This window comes from Priestia megaterium (assembly GCF_041941685.1).
Lineage (GTDB): Bacteria > Bacillota > Bacilli > Bacillales > Bacillaceae_H > Priestia > Priestia megaterium_C.
This window is the reverse complement of record NZ_CP130958.1, coordinates 515,457-532,694: the sequence shown is the minus strand read 5'-3', so window position 1 is coordinate 532,694 and position 17,238 is coordinate 515,457. Positions and strand designations below refer to the sequence as shown.

At 38.2% G+C, this 17,238-nt stretch carries 15 protein-coding genes; 3 read left to right on the top strand and 12 right to left on the bottom strand.

What is annotated here, in order from left to right:
- Nucleotides 1-32: 32 nt before the first annotated feature.
- Together Q5794_RS02875 and Q5794_RS02870 are read left to right on the top strand one after the other, a co-directional pair.
- Entirely contained in the window at nucleotides 33-284 is a 252-nt protein-coding gene (locus Q5794_RS02875; RefSeq protein WP_013055267.1) for a YhdB family protein, read from the top strand.
- A 210-nt stretch (nucleotides 285-494) separates the two neighbouring features.
- The gene (locus tag Q5794_RS02870) at nucleotides 495-1,106 is read left to right on the top strand and encodes a biotin transporter BioY (RefSeq protein ID WP_057240588.1); all 612 of its coding nucleotides are present in this window, start codon (nucleotides 495-497) and stop codon (nucleotides 1,104-1,106) included.
- A 34-nt stretch (nucleotides 1,107-1,140) separates the two neighbouring features.
- Here the strand turns inward: Q5794_RS02870 and Q5794_RS02865 are convergent, their stop codons facing one another.
- The 11 genes from Q5794_RS02865 to Q5794_RS02815 all read right to left on the bottom strand — a co-directional run bounded on the left by Q5794_RS02865 (nucleotide 1,141) and on the right by Q5794_RS02815 (nucleotide 13,892).
- Nucleotides 1,141-2,895, bottom strand: coding sequence for a phospho-sugar mutase (locus Q5794_RS02865; RefSeq protein ID WP_374988671.1), 1,755 nt, complete (start codon nucleotides 2,893-2,895; stop codon nucleotides 1,141-1,143).
- Between the two features lie 165 nt (nucleotides 2,896-3,060).
- Entirely contained in the window at nucleotides 3,061-4,740 is a 1,680-nt protein-coding gene (locus Q5794_RS02860) for a glycerol-3-phosphate dehydrogenase/oxidase (RefSeq protein WP_016762944.1), read from the bottom strand.
- A 187-nt stretch (nucleotides 4,741-4,927) separates the two neighbouring features.
- Entirely contained in the window at nucleotides 4,928-6,418 is a 1,491-nt protein-coding gene (glpK, locus tag Q5794_RS02855; RefSeq protein WP_192997916.1) for a glycerol kinase GlpK, read from the bottom strand.
- A 67-nt stretch (nucleotides 6,419-6,485) separates the two neighbouring features.
- Nucleotides 6,486-7,313, bottom strand: a complete 828-nt coding sequence (locus Q5794_RS02850; RefSeq protein ID WP_214989025.1) for an MIP/aquaporin family protein — start codon at nucleotides 7,311-7,313, stop codon at nucleotides 6,486-6,488.
- A gap of 173 nt (nucleotides 7,314-7,486) precedes the next feature.
- Entirely contained in the window at nucleotides 7,487-8,041 is a 555-nt protein-coding gene (locus tag Q5794_RS02845) for a glycerol-3-phosphate responsive antiterminator (protein WP_034654553.1), read from the bottom strand.
- Nucleotides 8,042-8,154: 113 nt separating this feature from the next.
- Nucleotides 8,155-9,693, bottom strand: a complete 1,539-nt coding sequence (locus tag Q5794_RS02840; RefSeq protein ID WP_214989024.1) for a carbon-nitrogen hydrolase family protein — start codon at nucleotides 9,691-9,693, stop codon at nucleotides 8,155-8,157.
- A 359-nt stretch (nucleotides 9,694-10,052) separates the two neighbouring features.
- Nucleotides 10,053-10,823, bottom strand: coding sequence for a L,D-transpeptidase (locus Q5794_RS02835; protein WP_016762940.1), 771 nt, complete (start codon nucleotides 10,821-10,823; stop codon nucleotides 10,053-10,055).
- A gap of 189 nt (nucleotides 10,824-11,012) precedes the next feature.
- Nucleotides 11,013-11,807 (bottom strand): SurA N-terminal domain-containing protein, encoded by a 795-nt coding sequence (locus Q5794_RS02830; RefSeq protein ID WP_214989022.1) that lies wholly within the window; start codon nucleotides 11,805-11,807, stop codon nucleotides 11,013-11,015.
- A 259-nt stretch (nucleotides 11,808-12,066) separates the two neighbouring features.
- Nucleotides 12,067-13,059 (bottom strand): Gfo/Idh/MocA family protein, encoded by a 993-nt coding sequence (locus Q5794_RS02825; protein ID WP_214989021.1) that lies wholly within the window; start codon nucleotides 13,057-13,059, stop codon nucleotides 12,067-12,069.
- Nucleotides 13,060-13,233: 174 nt separating this feature from the next.
- Complete coding sequence (locus tag Q5794_RS02820; RefSeq protein WP_192997911.1) at nucleotides 13,234-13,371, bottom strand: hypothetical protein; 138 nt, start codon at nucleotides 13,369-13,371, stop codon at nucleotides 13,234-13,236.
- 128 nt (nucleotides 13,372-13,499) lie between these two features.
- Nucleotides 13,500-13,892: a YhcU family protein gene (locus Q5794_RS02815; RefSeq protein WP_013081630.1), complete on the bottom strand. Its 393-nt coding sequence runs from the start codon at nucleotides 13,890-13,892 to the stop codon at nucleotides 13,500-13,502.
- Between the two features lie 154 nt (nucleotides 13,893-14,046).
- Between Q5794_RS02815 and Q5794_RS02810 the strand changes: the two genes are divergently transcribed.
- Nucleotides 14,047-14,958, top strand: coding sequence for an RluA family pseudouridine synthase (locus tag Q5794_RS02810; RefSeq protein ID WP_374988670.1), 912 nt, complete (start codon nucleotides 14,047-14,049; stop codon nucleotides 14,956-14,958).
- Nucleotides 14,959-15,160: 202 nt separating this feature from the next.
- Here Q5794_RS02810 and Q5794_RS02805 read toward each other — a convergent pair whose 3' ends face one another.
- Nucleotides 15,161-17,179 carry a methyl-accepting chemotaxis protein gene (locus tag Q5794_RS02805; protein WP_215055124.1) on the bottom strand — a complete coding sequence of 673 codons (2,019 nt, stop codon included), beginning with the start codon at nucleotides 17,177-17,179 and terminating at the stop codon, nucleotides 15,161-15,163.
- Nucleotides 17,180-17,238: the final 59 nt, after the last annotated feature.

Below are 17,238 nucleotides of genomic sequence, written 5' to 3'. Positions count from 1 at the left end.
ATTTCAACTCCTCAAAAGGAGGAACGTTATTAATGGATGTAATTGATTATGATCGAGCTTTATATTACACACACCGTTCACAATGGGATAACTTATTAATTTTAATGGTTCGAACAGACGACGATTTTCTTTCAAAAAAGATTGAACATTTTTTGCACGCCTACAATTTTGAACGAAACTACCGCATCATTCAAGAAGAGCTTTATTCTTTACTACGCTACATTGATCATGCAACGGAATATTCGGAGCACAACCCGGAGCTTCTGGAAGAATCATTGTACTAGTATTTTTGATACACACACTTGGACAAAGAAGGGATGAATTCCCTTCTTTATTTTTTTATGTTGCACTAAAAATATGCATACTTTATTTCAAAAAACATCAAATAATATATGTAAACATATTTATTTTTATCGTTGACATAAAAGTGAATTCGACGTACAATCTTCAGTACATACGCTAAGATATTTCAGTACATACTGGGAGGAACATATATGAGTACTAATAAAAGGTTTCGCACATTAGATTTAACGCTAGCCGGTATGTTTGCGGCTCTTATGGCTATTGGTGCAAACATTACTTCTTGGGCACCTTTTTTACAAGTAGGCGGCGTGCCTCTTTCACTTCAGCCTTTTTTTGTTATATTAGCAGGACTTTTACTTGGGAGTCGAATGGGTTCTATTTCGATGATTGTATACGTATTAATTGGCATTGCCGGCGCCCCGGTATTTGCTCAATTTAAAGCAGGAATTGGTATTTTATTTGGAAGCACCGGCGGCTTTTTGCTTTCTTATATCGTAGCAGCATTTATCACAGGAAAAATTATGGAGATGCGCGGCAAGCCAACTTTTTCTATTTTTTTAATTTCATCGCTAGTTGGTATTGCCGTTATTTATTTAATTGGTACTACGTATATGTATGTAGCGGTTAATTACTGGCTTGAAGCTCCTGCAATGACATATGCAGCCGCTTGGAAGATTATGTCGTGGTTTGCGGTAAAGGATCTTATTTTTACTGTTCTTGGGGCTATGCTTGCTCCGAGAATTTATAAAGCCCTACGATCTTCTTCGTATTTGTCAAATACGCAATCAAATAAAGTATCATAAAAGAAGCCTGCTCAAGTTTGAGCAGGCTTTACTTTTATACCGTTTTCACTTTATCTAATACACGTTCTACTTCACCCATTACAGCTGTTTGTACAGCTTCTAAATGGGCAATGCTCGTTGCTTCATCTTCTGACACGACGCCAAAATAGAACTTCACCTTTGGCTCTGTACCAGACGGACGAAGGCAGAACCAAGAACCGTCTTCTAAGATATATTTTAATACGTTTGATTTTGGTAATGTAATTTCTTCTACTTTTCCTGCTTTAATATGCTGACGCTCACTTAATGTATAATCCTCTACAACTGAAACATTTAATCCTGCAATGTCAGTAGGAGGTTCATTTCTAAATGTAGCCAAAATATGCTGAATTTGCTCAGATCCTTCTTTTCCTTTAAGCGTTAAAGATTTCAGACCTTCACGATAGAAACCATATTTAGTAAACACTTGCTGAAGCGCTTCATATAGCGTCATGCCCTGCTTTTTATAATAAGCACAAGCTTCTACTGCTAGAATGGCTGCTTGTACAGCGTCTTTGTCACGAGCAAAGTCACCAATTAAATAGCCGTAGCTTTCTTCATAACCGAATTGGAATGTACACTCGCCCGTTTGCTCATATTGCTTAATTTTTTCACCGATAAATTTAAAACCTGTTAGAGTGTCAACAACTTGCAGTCCAAATGAACGAGCAATTTGTGTGCCGATTTCTGACGTTACAATCGTTTTTAACACAACGCCATTAGCAGGCAGCACGCCTTTTTCTTTCTTTTGAGAAAGCAAATAGTGAAGCAATAAAGCACCCGTTTGGTTTCCTGTTAATAACGTATATTCGCCGCTTGGATCTTTTACAGCAATTCCCAAACGGTCTGCATCTGGATCCGTTGCGATTAAGATATCTGCATCAATTTCTTTTCCTTTACGAACAGCATATTCAAATGCAGCCGGTTCTTCAGGATTCGGAGATTTAACCGTCGAGAAATTTGGATCAGGAAGTTCTTGTTCTTCAATAACCGTGACATTTTCGTAACCGATGGATTGAAGCGCGTTGCGAACTGGCTTATTAGCTGTACCATGTAGAGGTGTAAAAACCACTTTTAAGTCTTTACCTGTTTCAGAAGCTAGCTCTGGATTAATTAAAATCGTTTTTAGTTTCTCATTGTATGCTTCGTCAATCGCTGAACCAATCATTTCAATAAGACCTTTTTCTTTTAGCTCCGCTTCAGATTGAACAGCTAATGTAAGTTCATTTTCCACAGCATTTACAAAGCCAACTAGTTCATCAGCTTCTTTTGGCGGCAGCTGACCACCGTCTGGACCATATACTTTGTATCCATTATATTCAGGAGGATTGTGGCTCGCTGTAATAACAATACCTCCGAATGCGTTTAACTCACGCACTGCAAATGAAAGTTCAGGTGTTGGCCTTAGCTCTTCAAATACATACGTTTTAATTCCGTGACTTGCTAATGTTTTTGCTGCTTCCATTGCAAATTCAGGGGATTTGTGGCGAGAATCATACGCAATGACTACTCCTTGGTTAATAGCTTCTTCGCCAGCTTGTTTAATGTACTCAGCAAAGCCTTCGGAAGCTTTTCTGATTGTATACGCATTCATACGGTTTGTACCCGCTCCAATTTCCCCACGCATTCCGCCTGTTCCAAATTCCAATGTTTTGTAAAAACTATCTTCTAATTGTTTTTCATCACCTTTGATTGCGTCTAAATTTTGACGTAATTCAGGATCTAAATTTGGATGATTAATCCAAGATGTATATGTTTCTTTCCAACTCATAAAAAAAAGCCCCCTTATATAGATGTAAATATGTATGAAAAGAGAAAAACGAGTAATCGTCTTTCTCTTTTTTTAACAGTCATATTATATTTCTTCGTCAAAATTTGACTTCCTGCTATTATCTTATGGCTGTATTGACAAATTTTGAGGTACTTTTTTATTTTATCATGAAATACCTGTCATACGGTTAACTTTTTCATCTACTGGTACAACTGCGTCATGAAGGTGCTGTTCTAATTCATCCGTATAAGCTTTTGTTTGCTCAGGCGTCCATTTTAACTCTTCGGCCATATGAGCAATCACTTGTTTTTTCCAGCTTCTTACCCAGTTGATATCAAAGAATAAAGCGCCCGTACGTCGAATGAAGAAGTCCACTGGTTTTGAAACCATTTCTTCTTCTATGCCATATTGAATTTGCAAAAATACACTAGCTGGAAGGTCGCTGTTTTTTAGCTGATCCGGACGTTCAATCATGTAGCGGTATACTTTATCTACGTTTGAGCCGTAGCGTTTCACAAGCTTTTCAGCAGCGTCACGTGATAACCCTAGTTTGATGCCTTCTTTGACTTTTTGCTCTACAAACGTTGGGAACCCACCTGAACCGCCTACATTACCTCCAGAAATCGGTAAATGTTTAGTTTGACAGCTTTCAAATTCGCGTCCTTCTGCTTTAAAATCTTCAGCTACGCGATTTACGACAATTTCAGCCATTTTACGGTACCCAGTTAATTTCCCTCCAGCGATTGTAATTAAACCTGATTCTGATGTCCAGATTTCATCTTTACGCGAGATTTCAGAAGGATCTTTTCCTTGTTCGTGAATAAGTGGACGAACACCCGCCCAGCTTGATTCTACGTCGTCTACTGTAATATCAACCGTTGGGAACATATAGTTAATCGCATCAATAACATATTGACGGTCTTTTACAGTCATACGCGGATGTCTAGCGTCTTCTTTATAGACCGTGTCTGTTGTGCCTACGTATGTTTTTCCATCACGCGGAATTGCAAATACCATACGTCCATCAGGTGTATCAAAATAAATGGCTTGTTTTAACGGAAAGCGCTCTTGATCAATAACTAAGTGAATTCCTTTTGTTAATTGAAGCTGCTTGCCTTTTTTTGAATTATCTTTTTCACGCAGCGTGTCCACCCATGGACCTGCAGCGTTAACGATTTTTTTCGCATAGATATTATATTCTTTATTCGTAAGCTGATCGCGAACAACAGCCCCTACTACTTTTCCTTTATCGTAGATGAAGTTTTCCACTTTTGTGTAATTGACTAAGTCTGCTCCTCTTGCGGCAGCTTCCTTAGCTACTTCAATCGTTAAACGTGCATCATCTGTTTTATATTCAACGTAGTAACCGCCGCCTTTTAAATCTTTAGATTTCACCAATGGCTCGCGGCTAAGCGTTTCTTCTGCGCTAAACATCTTGCGGCGCTCTGAGCGTTTTACACCAGCTAAAAAATCATATACGCGCAGTCCAATTGAAGTTGAGAACTTACCGAATGTTCCACCCGTATGGAAAGGTAACAGCATCCACTCCGGAGTCGTTACATGAGGGCCATTTTCATATACGATGGCACGTTCTTTACCAACTTCGGCTACCATTTTAACTTCAAACTGTTTTAAATAGCGTAGACCGCCGTGAACAAGCTTCGTTGAACGACTAGATGTTCCTGCTGCGAAATCCTGCATTTCAACTAATGCCGTTTTCATGCCTCGATGAGTCGCATCAAGCGCAATACCTGACCCAGTAATCCCCCCACCAATTACTAGTAAATCATATTGATTTTGTGTCATGTCTACCAATTTATTCGAACGTGTTTGACTTGAAAACATACGTCATTCTCCTTTCAATTTTTAAAGATATAAAAATTTTCCAATATGCAAAAAAGAGAGACCACAAATCACATATATAGTATGTCTACATATGGATCTGTGGTCTCTCCGATTCTCCAACCAATTTATTAACTTGATTAAATTATATCATACATGCGCTTTTAATTAAAGTGTTTTCATCAAATAATTACTTAAAAGCCATTGTTGCATGTACGGCTTTTTTCCAGCCGCTATATAATTCTTCACGCTTTTCTTCTTCCATATTTGGTTCGAAAGATTTTTCCATATTCCACTGCTTCGCAATTTCATCGCAATCTTTCCAGTAGCCGACCGCAAGACCCGCTAAATATGCTGCCCCAAGAGCCGTTGTTTCATTCACTTGAGGACGTTCAACCGGAACGTTTAACATATCACTTTGGAACTGCATTAAGAAATTATTCTTAACTGCTCCCCCATCTACACGCAATGTTTTTAATGTAATTCCAGAATCTGCTTCCATCGCACTTAATACATCTCTTGTTTGATAAGCTAGTGATTCAAGCGTTGCACGGATAAAGTGTTCTTTTTTTGTACCGCGAGTCAATCCAAACATCGCTCCCCGTACATCGCTATCCCAATAAGGTGTTCCAAGTCCTACGAAAGCTGGCACAATATATACGCCGTCTGTAGACTCTACTCGCGTTGCATAGTTTTCAGTTTCAGCCGCATTTTTAAACATTCTTAAACCGTCGCGAAGCCACTGAATAGCAGATCCTGCTACAAAAATACTCCCTTCAAGCGCATATTCTACTTTGCCGTTAATCCCCCATGCTAATGTAGTTAACAAGCCGTGATCGGACTTAACTGCTTTTTCACCCGTATTCATGAGCATAAAGCAGCCTGTTCCATAGGTGTTTTTCGCCATTCCTTTTTCATAGCAAGCTTGTCCAAATAAAGCGGCTTGCTGATCCCCTGCTGCTCCAGCAATTGGAATGTTTTTACCAAAAAAATGATAGTCTACTGTATGAGCGTATACTTCAGAAGAAGGCTTCACTTCTGGAAGCATTGATTTCGGTACCCCTAAGATATCTAGCAGTTCATCATCCCATTTTAAATCGTAGATATTGAACATAAGCGTGCGGGATGCGTTTGAGTAATCCGTTACATGCGCCTTTCCGCCTGATAGCTTCCAAATTAACCATGTATCAATTGTTCCGAATAACAATTCACCGTTTTCTGCTTTTTCACGTGCACCTTCTACGTTATCTAAAATCCACTTCACTTTTGTTCCAGAGAAGTATGCATCAATTAATAATCCCGTTTTGTCGCGGAACGTATCGTTTAATCCTTTTGCTTTTAATTCTTCACAAATACCAGACGTTTGTCGAGACTGCCATACAATTGCATTGTACACCGGCTTCCCTGTTGCTTTTTCCCATACTACTGCTGTTTCACGCTGATTGGTAATCCCAATTCCTTCGATTTGATCTGCATGAACACCTGACTCAGATAAACAAGATGCGATAACTGCTAAGATAGAACCCCAAATTTCACTGGCATTATGCTCTACCCAGCCTGGTTTTGGAAAGTACTGTGTAAACTCTTTTTGAGCTACATGTACAACTTCACCTTTTTTATTAAATAACATTGCTCGTGAGCTTGTTGTTCCTTGGTCTAAAGATAAAATAAATTTTTCCATATCAATATCCCCTATTCTCTGTATAGTGTCGTTTCTTTATTGTACATAGTTAGATGGTAAAGGGCATTCATTTTTTCGGTACTACTGCTGATTGAATCTGTGCTTCCTTTTGTTTGGAAACAGCGTAGATAACTGCTAAAACAATCAGCGCTAGACTTAAAACAACCCATAAGCTGCTTGACATTTTATTTAAAAATGCCGCTTGGTAAAATACTGCCCCGATTGATCCGCCTACTAAAGGACCCACTACTGGCACCCAAGCATATTTCCAGTTCGAGCTGCCTTTGCCAGGTATCGGCAAGATAGCATGAGCAATACGAGGTCCTAAATCACGAGCAGGGTTGATGGCATAGCCTGTTGTTCCTCCTAATGATAAACCAATACTTACGATTAAAAATCCTACTACTAAAGGATTTAATCCATCTGTAAATTTATTTGCTCCAATTGCTAAGATTCCTACGACTAATACAAACGTTCCAATTGCCTCACTTAAAACGTTTGCAAATGGATTAGCAATTGCTGGCCCCGTTGCGAATACGCCTAATTTTGTACCAGCATCTTTTGTTTCTTTCCAGTGTGGAAGATAGTGTAAATAAACAACTGTTGCACCAAGAATGGCTCCAATAAACTGAGCTAAGATGTACATCGGTACTTGTGACCATGGAAAATCACCTGTAATAGCAAGCGCTACGGTTAACGCTGGATTTAAATGTGCCCCACTCATATTACCAACCGCATATGCTGCCATCGCTACTGCCATTCCCCATCCCATTGTGATAACGATCCATCCTGAATTAGCAGCAAACGATTTTTTTAAATTGACGCCCGCACATACACCAGCGCCAAGGATAATTAAAATCATTGTTCCAATTATTTCTCCTAAGAATGCTTGCATATAAATAACCTCCCCTTTGTATGAAAACGATTAAAATGAAAATAAGAAAATCCACAATACATCCCCCTAATAAAATCATTAAAAGGCTATACTGTGGATCTCCTATTCTCCCTCACATCTATTAACTTATCTAGAAGTTTACTAGATGATGAAAGCGTTGTCAAACAGTTTTTTTAAGTTGAAATACTCCACAGTTCTCTATTTGATGTTGTAACAGCAGAAGCCCCGGCTCCTAAAGCGTTACGAACTTCTTTTTCGGTTCGTATTAAACCTCCAGCTAACACTGGAATGCCTGTTTCAGCTTTGACTTCTTGGATTAAAGTGGGCACAATTCCAGGAAGAAGCTCAATATAATCGGGTTTTACTTTCTTCATTAACTCGTAGCTTTTCTTCAAAGCCGTGCTATCTAATAAAAAGACCCGTTGAATGGCATAAATCCCTCTTTGTTTAGCTTTTAAAATGACGTTTGTTCTTGTCGAAATAATCCCCGCAGGCTTAAACTCCTGACACAAAAAATCAACCGCATACTCATCGTGCTTTAAGCCATGAATTAAATCTAAATGAATGATTAGCTTCTTTTCATGCTTATGAACCTCTTTCATAATTCCTTTTAGCATGCCCACTTGATTGTCTAAAAGAACTCCGTACTCATAATTACTTACTAAAAATTTTTCCAATTGCTTCATATCTCGAACAGCGGGTAATACCGATTGTCCATGAAAACTCATGTTTTCCCCTCTTTTCCATGGTTAGTCCACAAAATTCATTGTAATAGCTTTTATTATGGCAAAAGTTGAAATAAAAAACACCATGCATTTGCATGATGTTTTTAGAAACTGCGTTATTTTTTATATTTAATATTGTAAACGTCGTGGCGTCGGTCTTTTAATTGACGAACCGTTCCTGATTGACGCTGGCGGCGAAGAATTTCTAAATCTACGTCTCCAATAACTACCATTTCAATATTAGGATTACATTCTCCTACAATGCCGTCTCGTGCAAATTCAAAGTCAGAAGGTGCAAAAATAGCAGACTGAGCGTACTGAATGTCCATGTTTTCTGTTTCAGGCAGGTTTCCAACTGTACCTGCGATAACCGTATAAATTTGGTTTTCGATTGCGCGCGCCTGAGAGCAGTATCTTACGCGCAGATAGCCTTGACGGTCTTCCGTGCAGAATGGTGTAAAAATAATATTTGCACCTTTATCGGTAGCAATACGAGCAAGCTCTGGAAATTCGATGTCATAGCAAATTTGGATCGCAATTTTACCGCAATCTGTATCAAACACTTCAACTTTGTCTCCTGGGCTAATTCCCCACCATTTTCTTTCATTAGGTGTAATATGCACTTTGTACTGCTTTTCAATTGTTCCATCTCGGCGGAATAGATAGGCAATATTAAAAATATCTCCATCATCTTCTTCGACGAAGTGAGATCCTCCAATAATATTTACGTTATATTTAACCGCTAAGTTAGTGAATAGCTCAATGTACTCTTCCGTATATTCTGCTACGCGCTGAACCGCTTTGCTTGGGATCTTTTCATTCAAGAAAGACATTAGCTGAGTTGTGAAAATTTCCGGGAATACGCAGAAGTCGGCTTTTGCATCATAAGCAACATCTGTATAATATTCTACCTGTGTCGCAAACTCTTCAAATGAATTGATCTGTTTCATCATATACTGAACAACACAAATACGCACTGGGAATGACGTTTTAAAATGGCGTTTTGAACGGCGAACGTAATCTACGTTGTTCCATTCCATCAGCGTTGCATACTTATTAGAAGCTAGATCATCAGGAAGATAACCAGGGTTTATACGCATAAGCGTAAATCCGTTCATTAGCTGAAAAGATAGCACTGGATCATAAATTTTATGATGAATAACTTGCTCTACATATTCTCTAGGCGACATTTCAACTGAATGCTTATGGTAATTCGGAATTCTTCCTCCGATGATGATACTTTTCAGGTTCAATTCACGTGCTAAATCTTTACGCGCTTCATATAAGCGGCGTCCTATTTTCATGCCGCGATACTTTGGATGAACCATTACTTCAATCCCATAAAGATTGTAGCCTTCCGGGTTATGATTTGTAATGTATCCTTCGTCTGTAATATCGTCCCACGTATGCTGATCATCGTACTCATCAAAGTTCACAATCAAGCTTGAACAAGATCCGATAATTTCCCCGTCGTACTCTGCACATATTTGTCCTTCTGGAAAAATGGCCAGGTGACTTTCAAGCTGTTCTTTTTTCCACGGATCCATTCCCGGGAATGATAGCTTTTGAAGTGCTAAAATTTCATCTATATCGTCCGGTTTGATGTTACGAATAATCATTTTTTTCTCAAATTTTGATAAATCTATTGTAGACATACGCTAAAACAACCCTTTCTCTCTCTTCATTAGGCAATTAGTTTCCCTGTTTTTTATTATAATAAACATTATTAAAAATTCAAAAAATGAGGTTGAGACATAACGAAGTAAATCCAATCTAAAGACGAACAAATGGATGCATTAGCTCGTATGAATAGCTTGTCACACCGCTGTTGATTTCCGTGCAAGACTTCGCTTTCCACAGGAGTCTTCGCCTTGCCCTCCCATCAACTGCTAGAAGGAACAAAACAGATGAAACCTACGTTCACCATAATAAAAAAACGAACCACGAATCAAATATTTTGATCAATGGTTCGTTTTTCACTTAGGCTAAAATACTTTTGTCTCAGCCTCATTTTCTATTTGCAAATATCTAATTTTATGGATGTTTTTTTATTAGGATAATTTTCAATAAATCCTGGTCCTAAAGAGACTTTAATGCCATTTATTTTATATACATTATATCGTTCACCGCGATTTAACGTACGAATCTTTACCCATTTTCCTTTTTCTTCTTTTAACAAAACCATCGGTGATTGAATCGTTACAAAACCAATTTGGCCTTTTGAGAGCTTTTTCGTTTTACAAAGATTCTGGGCGACTGAAGCACTGCTTACTTTGTATTTGTTTTTAACAGCGATTGAATCAAAACTTTGAGAATGAAATTGACCAATAACCACTTTTGTACCGGTTTGAACGCGGTCAAACAGCCAGCGTACCTCTTCATCATACATACGAATGCACCCTGAACTTGCGTAAGTCCCGATAGAACTTGGATTATTATTTCCATGAATAGCATACGTCGTTCCATATGTTCCGCGCGCATTTAATCCTAGCCAGCGATCACCTAGGGGATTCCTAGGATCTCCTCCCCGAATGTTGTCTTTATAATAAGGCCGGTTTTTAATTTTATTCACAATGCTAAAGGTACCCTCTGGTGTATAACTCATCTGCCTCCCTGTCGCAACTTTGAACGTCCTTACTAATTTTCCTCCATCATAAAAAGCAAGGGTGTTAGTAGATTTGTTAATAATAATAAGTTGATTTGACGCCGCAGACGCATTGCCTGTCAGGCCCATCCCCGCGAGTAAAAAAACAAGTCCAACAAAAAAAACAGCCACCTTTTTCATTTATCGACTCCCCCAATTTCTCTTATATCTATATAAGAAAAGTATAGGATGAAAGGCAAACCATCAGAACACTTTTTACCTTATAAGTCAAAATACAATAAAATCTTTCACGCACCCCTTTTTACTGACAAGAAGCAATAAATGTACATAACAAAAAAGCGGCCCTTTAAAGGGCCGTTTCGTTTGTATTTAAAGCTTCACTTCAACTTTTGCATTTTTCTTAAGTTCTTCAACTTTTTTCTCCAATGCTTCTTGTTTCTTTTGTTGTTCAAGCTGCTGCTTAATTTGTGGCTTTACGTCTTCAAGCTTTGGCATTTGAGATTGTTCTTTACCGCCGCTTGCTTGACTTTGGCTTTGTTTTGCAAATTGATCGTAATAATCTTGAATTTCTTTATCTGTTACTTCTGGTGTTTGGATGTCTTTATCTACGTACTGCTGATATTTAATGCTGTCAGCCAGCTCAGACTTTAATTGTGATTGAGTTAGTCCTGCATCTTTTAAAGCCGCTTTAAACTGTTTATCTGTTTTGAACTGCTTTTTCGTTTCTTTTAACTTTTTATTTACTTCTTCATCAGTTGCTTTATAGCCTTTGTTTTCAGCTTCTTGCAATAGCAGCGTTTGACCTACTAAATTGTCAATTGTTTGCTGCTTTACTTGTTTAGCTGCTTCTTTAGATGTTGGGTCTTGTCCCATTTGTTGGTACTGATTTTGTGATGTAGCCAGGGCTGCATTATATTCTTCACCAGAAACTTTTTTACCGTTTACAACTGCTACGGTTTTCTTCTCATCTACTTTTTGTTTATCTAATTTCTTCTGCATTTTTTTTGCTTGCTTTTCCTGCTTTTCCTGAGCCTCTTTTTGCTTCTCAGTTTGTGCAGTTTTCTGATCATCACTTTTTGATTGCTTTGCATCATCGTTTGAACCGCATGCTGTTAAAGCTGCAGCAATTACCCCAATGAGCAATGTATACATCAGTTTTTTCATGATTAATCTCCTTTCATAATCCCAAATGATTATTAGCTATTCGAAAAAATCATCTAGGGGGCATTGTATATGATATAGGCGTAAAAAGAAACTATTTAGGCTAATTTTAAACATATGTAATAAGATTGAAACGTTCTGTAATCTTATGAAAGGTAAACAATTTCGTTTATACGACCTGTCTAATCATAACATTATTTAATATGATTTACATAATTTACAGAAAGTTATTCATAGTACATTCTTTTCTTTAAAGCTTTCTTTACATTAAAGATGACAGTATTCGATCACATAATCTCATCGTTTTTACATTGTCACTTCCACTGGAAAGAAGTTCTTTATCACTTGTACAACACTCAATGAAATGAGCCATCTCTCCAACAAATCCACGAAGGTAAAGATCTCGATATGCTCCTGACATTGGAGAAGCAGAAGGTGTAAACACACGGTCGTTTTCTTTTAATGACTTCCATGGTAAATCATCAAAAGTCTGAGATTCGTGAATAGTCAATGCGTTTACTTCATCAGCAAGAGCAAAGCCATTGTCAAATGTCACTAATAAGTTTTCGCTTTCGCGAGACCACGCTGTCATGCCAGTAAAATACAGGCTTCCTACCGTGCCATTTTCAAACTTCAGCGAAATACTATTTGAAATATACTCACCATGATTATTTCTGAACCCTGTCACGTGAACGACTTCGCCGAACAAGTGACGGACAAGATCGACAATATGTATGGCAGCAAGCTTCATAAACTGCTCTTCACCTTTACAAAAAGGGGTACTGTCTACAGCAAACCTCGCTTGAAATGAACGGACGTTTCCAAGGTTTCCTTCTTCAATTAGCTCTTTTAGTTTTATATAGCAAGGTGCATAGCGCTTCATAAAACCTACCATTACTTTTACGCCAGCTTCCCTAGCAGCATCTGAAATCTCTTTTGCTTCTCTTTCATTCATCCCCAAAGGCTTGTCCACATAAACATTTTTTCCCGCTCGAATGCAATCAAGCACCAAAGCAGGATGATCTTCAGGCTGTGCCACAACTACTACTCCGTCGCACTTTTCCTGCTTCAGCATTTTCTTATAATCATCGTATGGCGTACCGCTGCTCCCAAATCGCTGAAGAGCAGCTTTTGATCTTTCCATACTGCGTGTGGAAATTGCTTTAATTTCTGCTCCCGCTTCAATAACGGACGGATAAATGTTCGTTGATGCGTGAAAGCCTGCACCAATAAAACATAATTTTGCTTTTGTCATGTTTTCGCTCCTATTTGTTTTTTGTGATGTATTTATACAAGTTTGACCATATCACAAGCTCTTTTTGAATGTCCAATTGAAATCTGAAATATGCCAATAAAAAGAAAGAAGTTGAGACACAACTAAATGAATCAAATTGAAAGACGAACAACTAGTATACATGAGCTGAACCGCTTATGACACCACAGTTGATTTCCGTGCAAGACTTTGCTTTCGGCGGGCGGGCGCTGAGCCTCCTCGTCGCATACGCTCCTGTGTGGTCTCATCTGTTCTGCTTTTCCCGCAGGAGTCTCCGCCTTGCCCTCCAATCAACTGCTAGAAAGACCTACCCTCAAGAAACCTACGTTTACCATAACAAAAAAACGAACCACTAATCAAAAATCTCGATCAATGGTTCGTTCTTCACTTCGTCTAAAATGCTTTTGTCCCAGCCTCTTTCTTTAATTTATGTATGAATTATAAAACGATTCATACGAATACGTAATCAAATTGTTTTCTTTTGCAAAACACTCAATGGAAACAGGAAATAAGAACCCGTATTTTTTTAAAATTGCAATATTTTTTTCGAATTGCTCGCAGTCGCTTTCTTCAATCGGCCGATGTTGAATCGCTTCAATCACGGCAATTATTGTCTGCAGGCTACTAATGACTTGCAATGCTTCATCGAGTAAGCCATTATATAAATGGTCTGTACAATAATCTGGATTTAATAATTCATCAGGATTAAGCTTATCTACAGATACATACCGAGGTAACAAGTCATAGCGAAGCTGTTCAGTCAACTCTTCTATGTAATTCTCCATTTCTGGCGGAGCTGCTTGGGCAATTTTCATGGTTACCCCCCTTTTTTCTCTTAACTTATGTCTCTTTATTTAGCATAACATAAACATAAAACGAGAACTTCAGGTAGTTATTTCCTCCTAATTATTTACAAGTTCTTTTAAAAGATTAAAGGATATTTACTAGTATGTAAGGAAGGGATTAAATATGAGTATACACGGCCAATGGCTAGAAGATAAAATCACAAAAAATGATGCAGGGCAAACAATTGAAGATTATTTAAAAACGAAATGGCGTATTCCTAAAAAAACGTTGCATCAGTTTCGGATGAATAAAAATGTCCTTATAAACGGTGAGCCTTTACCATGGAGAAACACTCTTAAGGAAAATGATAGAGTTTCACTTCCTTTTTTTGAAGCAGAGCCTAATGAAATAACACCTTACAATGTTGATATAGAGATTTTGTTTGAAGATGAGTACGTGCTAATCGTAAACAAACCAATAAACCTAGATACTCATCCTTCATCAGAGCAAGACCAAAAAACTCTTTTAAATGCTGTAGCTGCTTATTTTCAAAAAATAGGCCTCAAAACAAAGCCTAGACACGTTCACCGTTTGGACAGCGATACATCAGGTGCTATCTTATTCACGAAGCATTTTGTAGCAAGCTCTGTGTTTGATCAGCTGCTGGCTGAACGTAAAATTAATCGGACTTATATTGCCCTCGTCCAAGGAATCATAAAAAAAGAGGACGGCATCATCAATGAATCCATTGGACGCGATCGTCATCACGCTACAAGAAGAAGAGTATCTAGAACGGGACAAGCTGCCAAAACACGTTATCGGGTGTTAAAACGCAATACGGCAAAAAACGAAACGCTTATTGAACTTTCGCTCGAAACCGGACGCACTCACCAAATTCGTGTTCATATGAGTCACATCGGCTATCCATTACTTGGTGATACTCTTTATGGAGGAAAGAGATTAAAAGAGCAGCAGCAAGCTTTACATGCCATTAAGCTTTCTTTTATACACCCGTTTACACATCAGCGTGTGTCAGCTGTTGCACCTCCAACTCAGCAAGTCTTTTTGCCTTACAGCAAGTTGTTTTCCTATTAAACATAAAAGAGAGGTTAGGACACAACCAGCTAAGGGCAAACAAATAGAAGAAGTGCGCTGAACCGCTTGAGATACCTACATGAAACCTGCGTTGACCATATCAATAAAAAAATCCGAACGAGTTGAATTCTTTATCAAGAATCTCAATTCATCGTTCGGATTTTCCTTTAACTAAAACACTTTTGTCCTAGCCTCTTTTTTTCTATTGAATTTTAAACTGACGAATCAAGTTCGCCAATTCTTCACTAATCTCTTGCAGATGTTCAGCTGATTGAGAAACAGTAGAAATAGCTCTAATTTGTTCTTCTGTAGAAGCGGTAATTTCTTCAGTTCCCGCTGCTGATTGCTGTGCAATAGCTGCTATGCTTTGAATTGCCGCTACCACGTCTTCCTTATGCTCATCGATACTGTCCATGCTGCTTGTCACATGTTCGACAGCCGCCGCCACTTGTTCAATCGTAGTTGCAATTTCATGAAAAGCTCGTTCTGTATCTCCTACCACAAAGTCTTGAGACTTTGAAAGCTCTTCTGTACGGTTGCATTCTTCACGCGCAGCAGCGACTTCCCCTTGAATCGCTGCAATCGTATGGCGAACTTGTTCAGTGGCCTGAGAGGACTGTTCAGCAAGTTTTCGCACTTCTTCAGCTACTACCGCAAACCCTTTGCCATGTTCTCCTGCACGAGCTGCTTCAATACTAGCATTTAATGCAAGTAAATTTGTCTGATCTGAAATACTATTAATTGTGAAAATAATAGATTCAATTTTTTTCATCTTATTTGTTAACTCTTCCATTACAGCTTGAACAGCGTGAATCGTTTGAGACGATTCAGTAGTTTGGTTGCGAAGGAGCTGCATCTGTTTTAAACCTTTTTCATTGATGCTTACAGCTTCAATCGTCATTTTATTAATCTGTGCATTTTGTTCAATGACTTCTTCAATTTGCGAAGATAAACTCATCGTTTTATGATTAGTAGAGTCAGCGTCAGAAGCTTGCTGCGTGGCACCGCTGGCAATCTCATGGATAGCCCGGCCGATTTCCTCACTGGATGCAGTTGCTTCTTCAGATACGGCACTCAAGTCTTCAACAGACGTTTTTACTGTCTCAACAGACGTCTGAACCGTACCAATCAATGTTTTCATTTTGGCTACCATATCATTAAATAAATGAGTAAGCTCACCAATTTCATCTTTTGACTTCGTCTTCACCTGAACCGTTAAATCGCCAGCTGTTACTTTGGCTACTTCATTTTTCAAGCGGCGAATCGGATTAGTAATGATTCTTGAGAAAAAGATGGTTAACACCACTGATAATAAGATGCCAATTAACGCAATCCAGACAATAACAGTCAGTAAATGATGAGCGCTTGAGAGCATTTCATTATAAATAAAGGCATTTCCTATCTTCCAATTCGTCCCTTCGAGAGTATCATATGCCATCACTCTCTCTTCACCTTGAAAGGTATACTTCATGAAATCTCTATTTCGGTCTGCTTCGTACATTTTTTTCATAAATGGCTGATTCATTAAATTTTTCCCAGCTTCTGTTGGATGAACGAGCGCTGTCCCATTTTGATCAAATAAAAATGCATACCCACCGTGATTTACTTCTGCTTTACCTACAATGTTTTTTAATGCATCTAAGTCTAAATCAGTAGCTATAACGCCCAGCACATTTTTAGTATCTGGATCTAAAATAGCCTTTGCAATTGTCACGACCGTCTTTTTTGTTGCTGCATCTTCATATGGATCCGTATAAATAACCTCATTAGGTGATTCTACCGCTTGTTTGTACCATACCCTTGAAGTCGGATCATAGTTTGAACCAAACTCTTGTTTAGGAACAGAATACATTCCTTTATTTTTAGTGCCTATGTATTCAAGTGCTAGGTTTGGATACTTTTCTTTAAACTGTGTAAACTCTTTTTGAACTGCGTTCCATGTAAAATACGGATTTTTCTCTTGGTTTGTTTGATCTCCTTCCTGCTTAACAAAATTAACAATTACATCGTTTTCACTATACGTCAGCAAAGAACGACTATACATGTCTAAGTACGTATGAATGGTTTCTTTTAACTCTTTCACTTGACTTTGAGACTGAACTTCTACATCTTTTTCTATTTGCGTTTTGGTAAATTGATAAACAGCCCCTGAAACAACTAATAATAAAATAGCTATAAAAATACTAAAAAATACTACGAGCTTTGCACTTAACCTCTTCATTCCCTCACCCTTCTACAAAAATCTTTATATTACTAATAACGGCTTTTCATTTTCATTTT

Bases quoted from the DNA above. Each gene is read 5' to 3' on its own strand.
- Q5794_RS02875 (WP_013055267.1), top strand. From the start codon at position 33: ATGGATGTAATTGATTATGATCGAGCTTTATATTACACACACCGTTCA.
- Q5794_RS02870 (WP_057240588.1), top strand. From the start codon at position 495: ATGAGTACTAATAAAAGGTTTCGCACATTAGATTTAACGCTAGCCGGT.
- Q5794_RS02865 (WP_374988671.1), bottom strand. From the start codon at position 2,895: ATGAGTTGGAAAGAAACATATACATCTTGGATTAATCATCCAAATTTA.
- Q5794_RS02860 (WP_016762944.1), bottom strand. From the start codon at position 4,740: ATGTTTTCAAGTCAAACACGTTCGAATAAATTGGTAGACATGACACAA.
- glpK (WP_192997916.1), bottom strand. From the start codon at position 6,418: ATGGAAAAATTTATTTTATCTTTAGACCAAGGAACAACAAGCTCACGA.
- Q5794_RS02850 (WP_214989025.1), bottom strand. From the start codon at position 7,313: ATGCAAGCATTCTTAGGAGAAATAATTGGAACAATGATTTTAATTATC.
- Q5794_RS02845 (WP_034654553.1), bottom strand. From the start codon at position 8,041: ATGAGTTTTCATGGACAATCGGTATTACCCGCTGTTCGAGATATGAAG.
- Q5794_RS02840 (WP_214989024.1), bottom strand. From the start codon at position 9,693: ATGTCTACAATAGATTTATCAAAATTTGAGAAAAAAATGATTATTCGT.
- Q5794_RS02835 (WP_016762940.1), bottom strand. From the start codon at position 10,823: ATGAAAAAGGTGGCTGTTTTTTTTGTTGGACTTGTTTTTTTACTCGCG.
- Q5794_RS02830 (WP_214989022.1), bottom strand. From the start codon at position 11,807: ATGAAAAAACTGATGTATACATTGCTCATTGGGGTAATTGCTGCAGCT.
- Q5794_RS02825 (WP_214989021.1), bottom strand. From the start codon at position 13,059: ATGACAAAAGCAAAATTATGTTTTATTGGTGCAGGCTTTCACGCATCA.
- Q5794_RS02815 (WP_013081630.1), bottom strand. From the start codon at position 13,892: ATGAAAATTGCCCAAGCAGCTCCGCCAGAAATGGAGAATTACATAGAA.
- Q5794_RS02810 (WP_374988670.1), top strand. From the start codon at position 14,047: ATGAGTATACACGGCCAATGGCTAGAAGATAAAATCACAAAAAATGAT.
- Q5794_RS02805 (WP_215055124.1), bottom strand. From the start codon at position 17,179: ATGAAGAGGTTAAGTGCAAAGCTCGTAGTATTTTTTAGTATTTTTATA.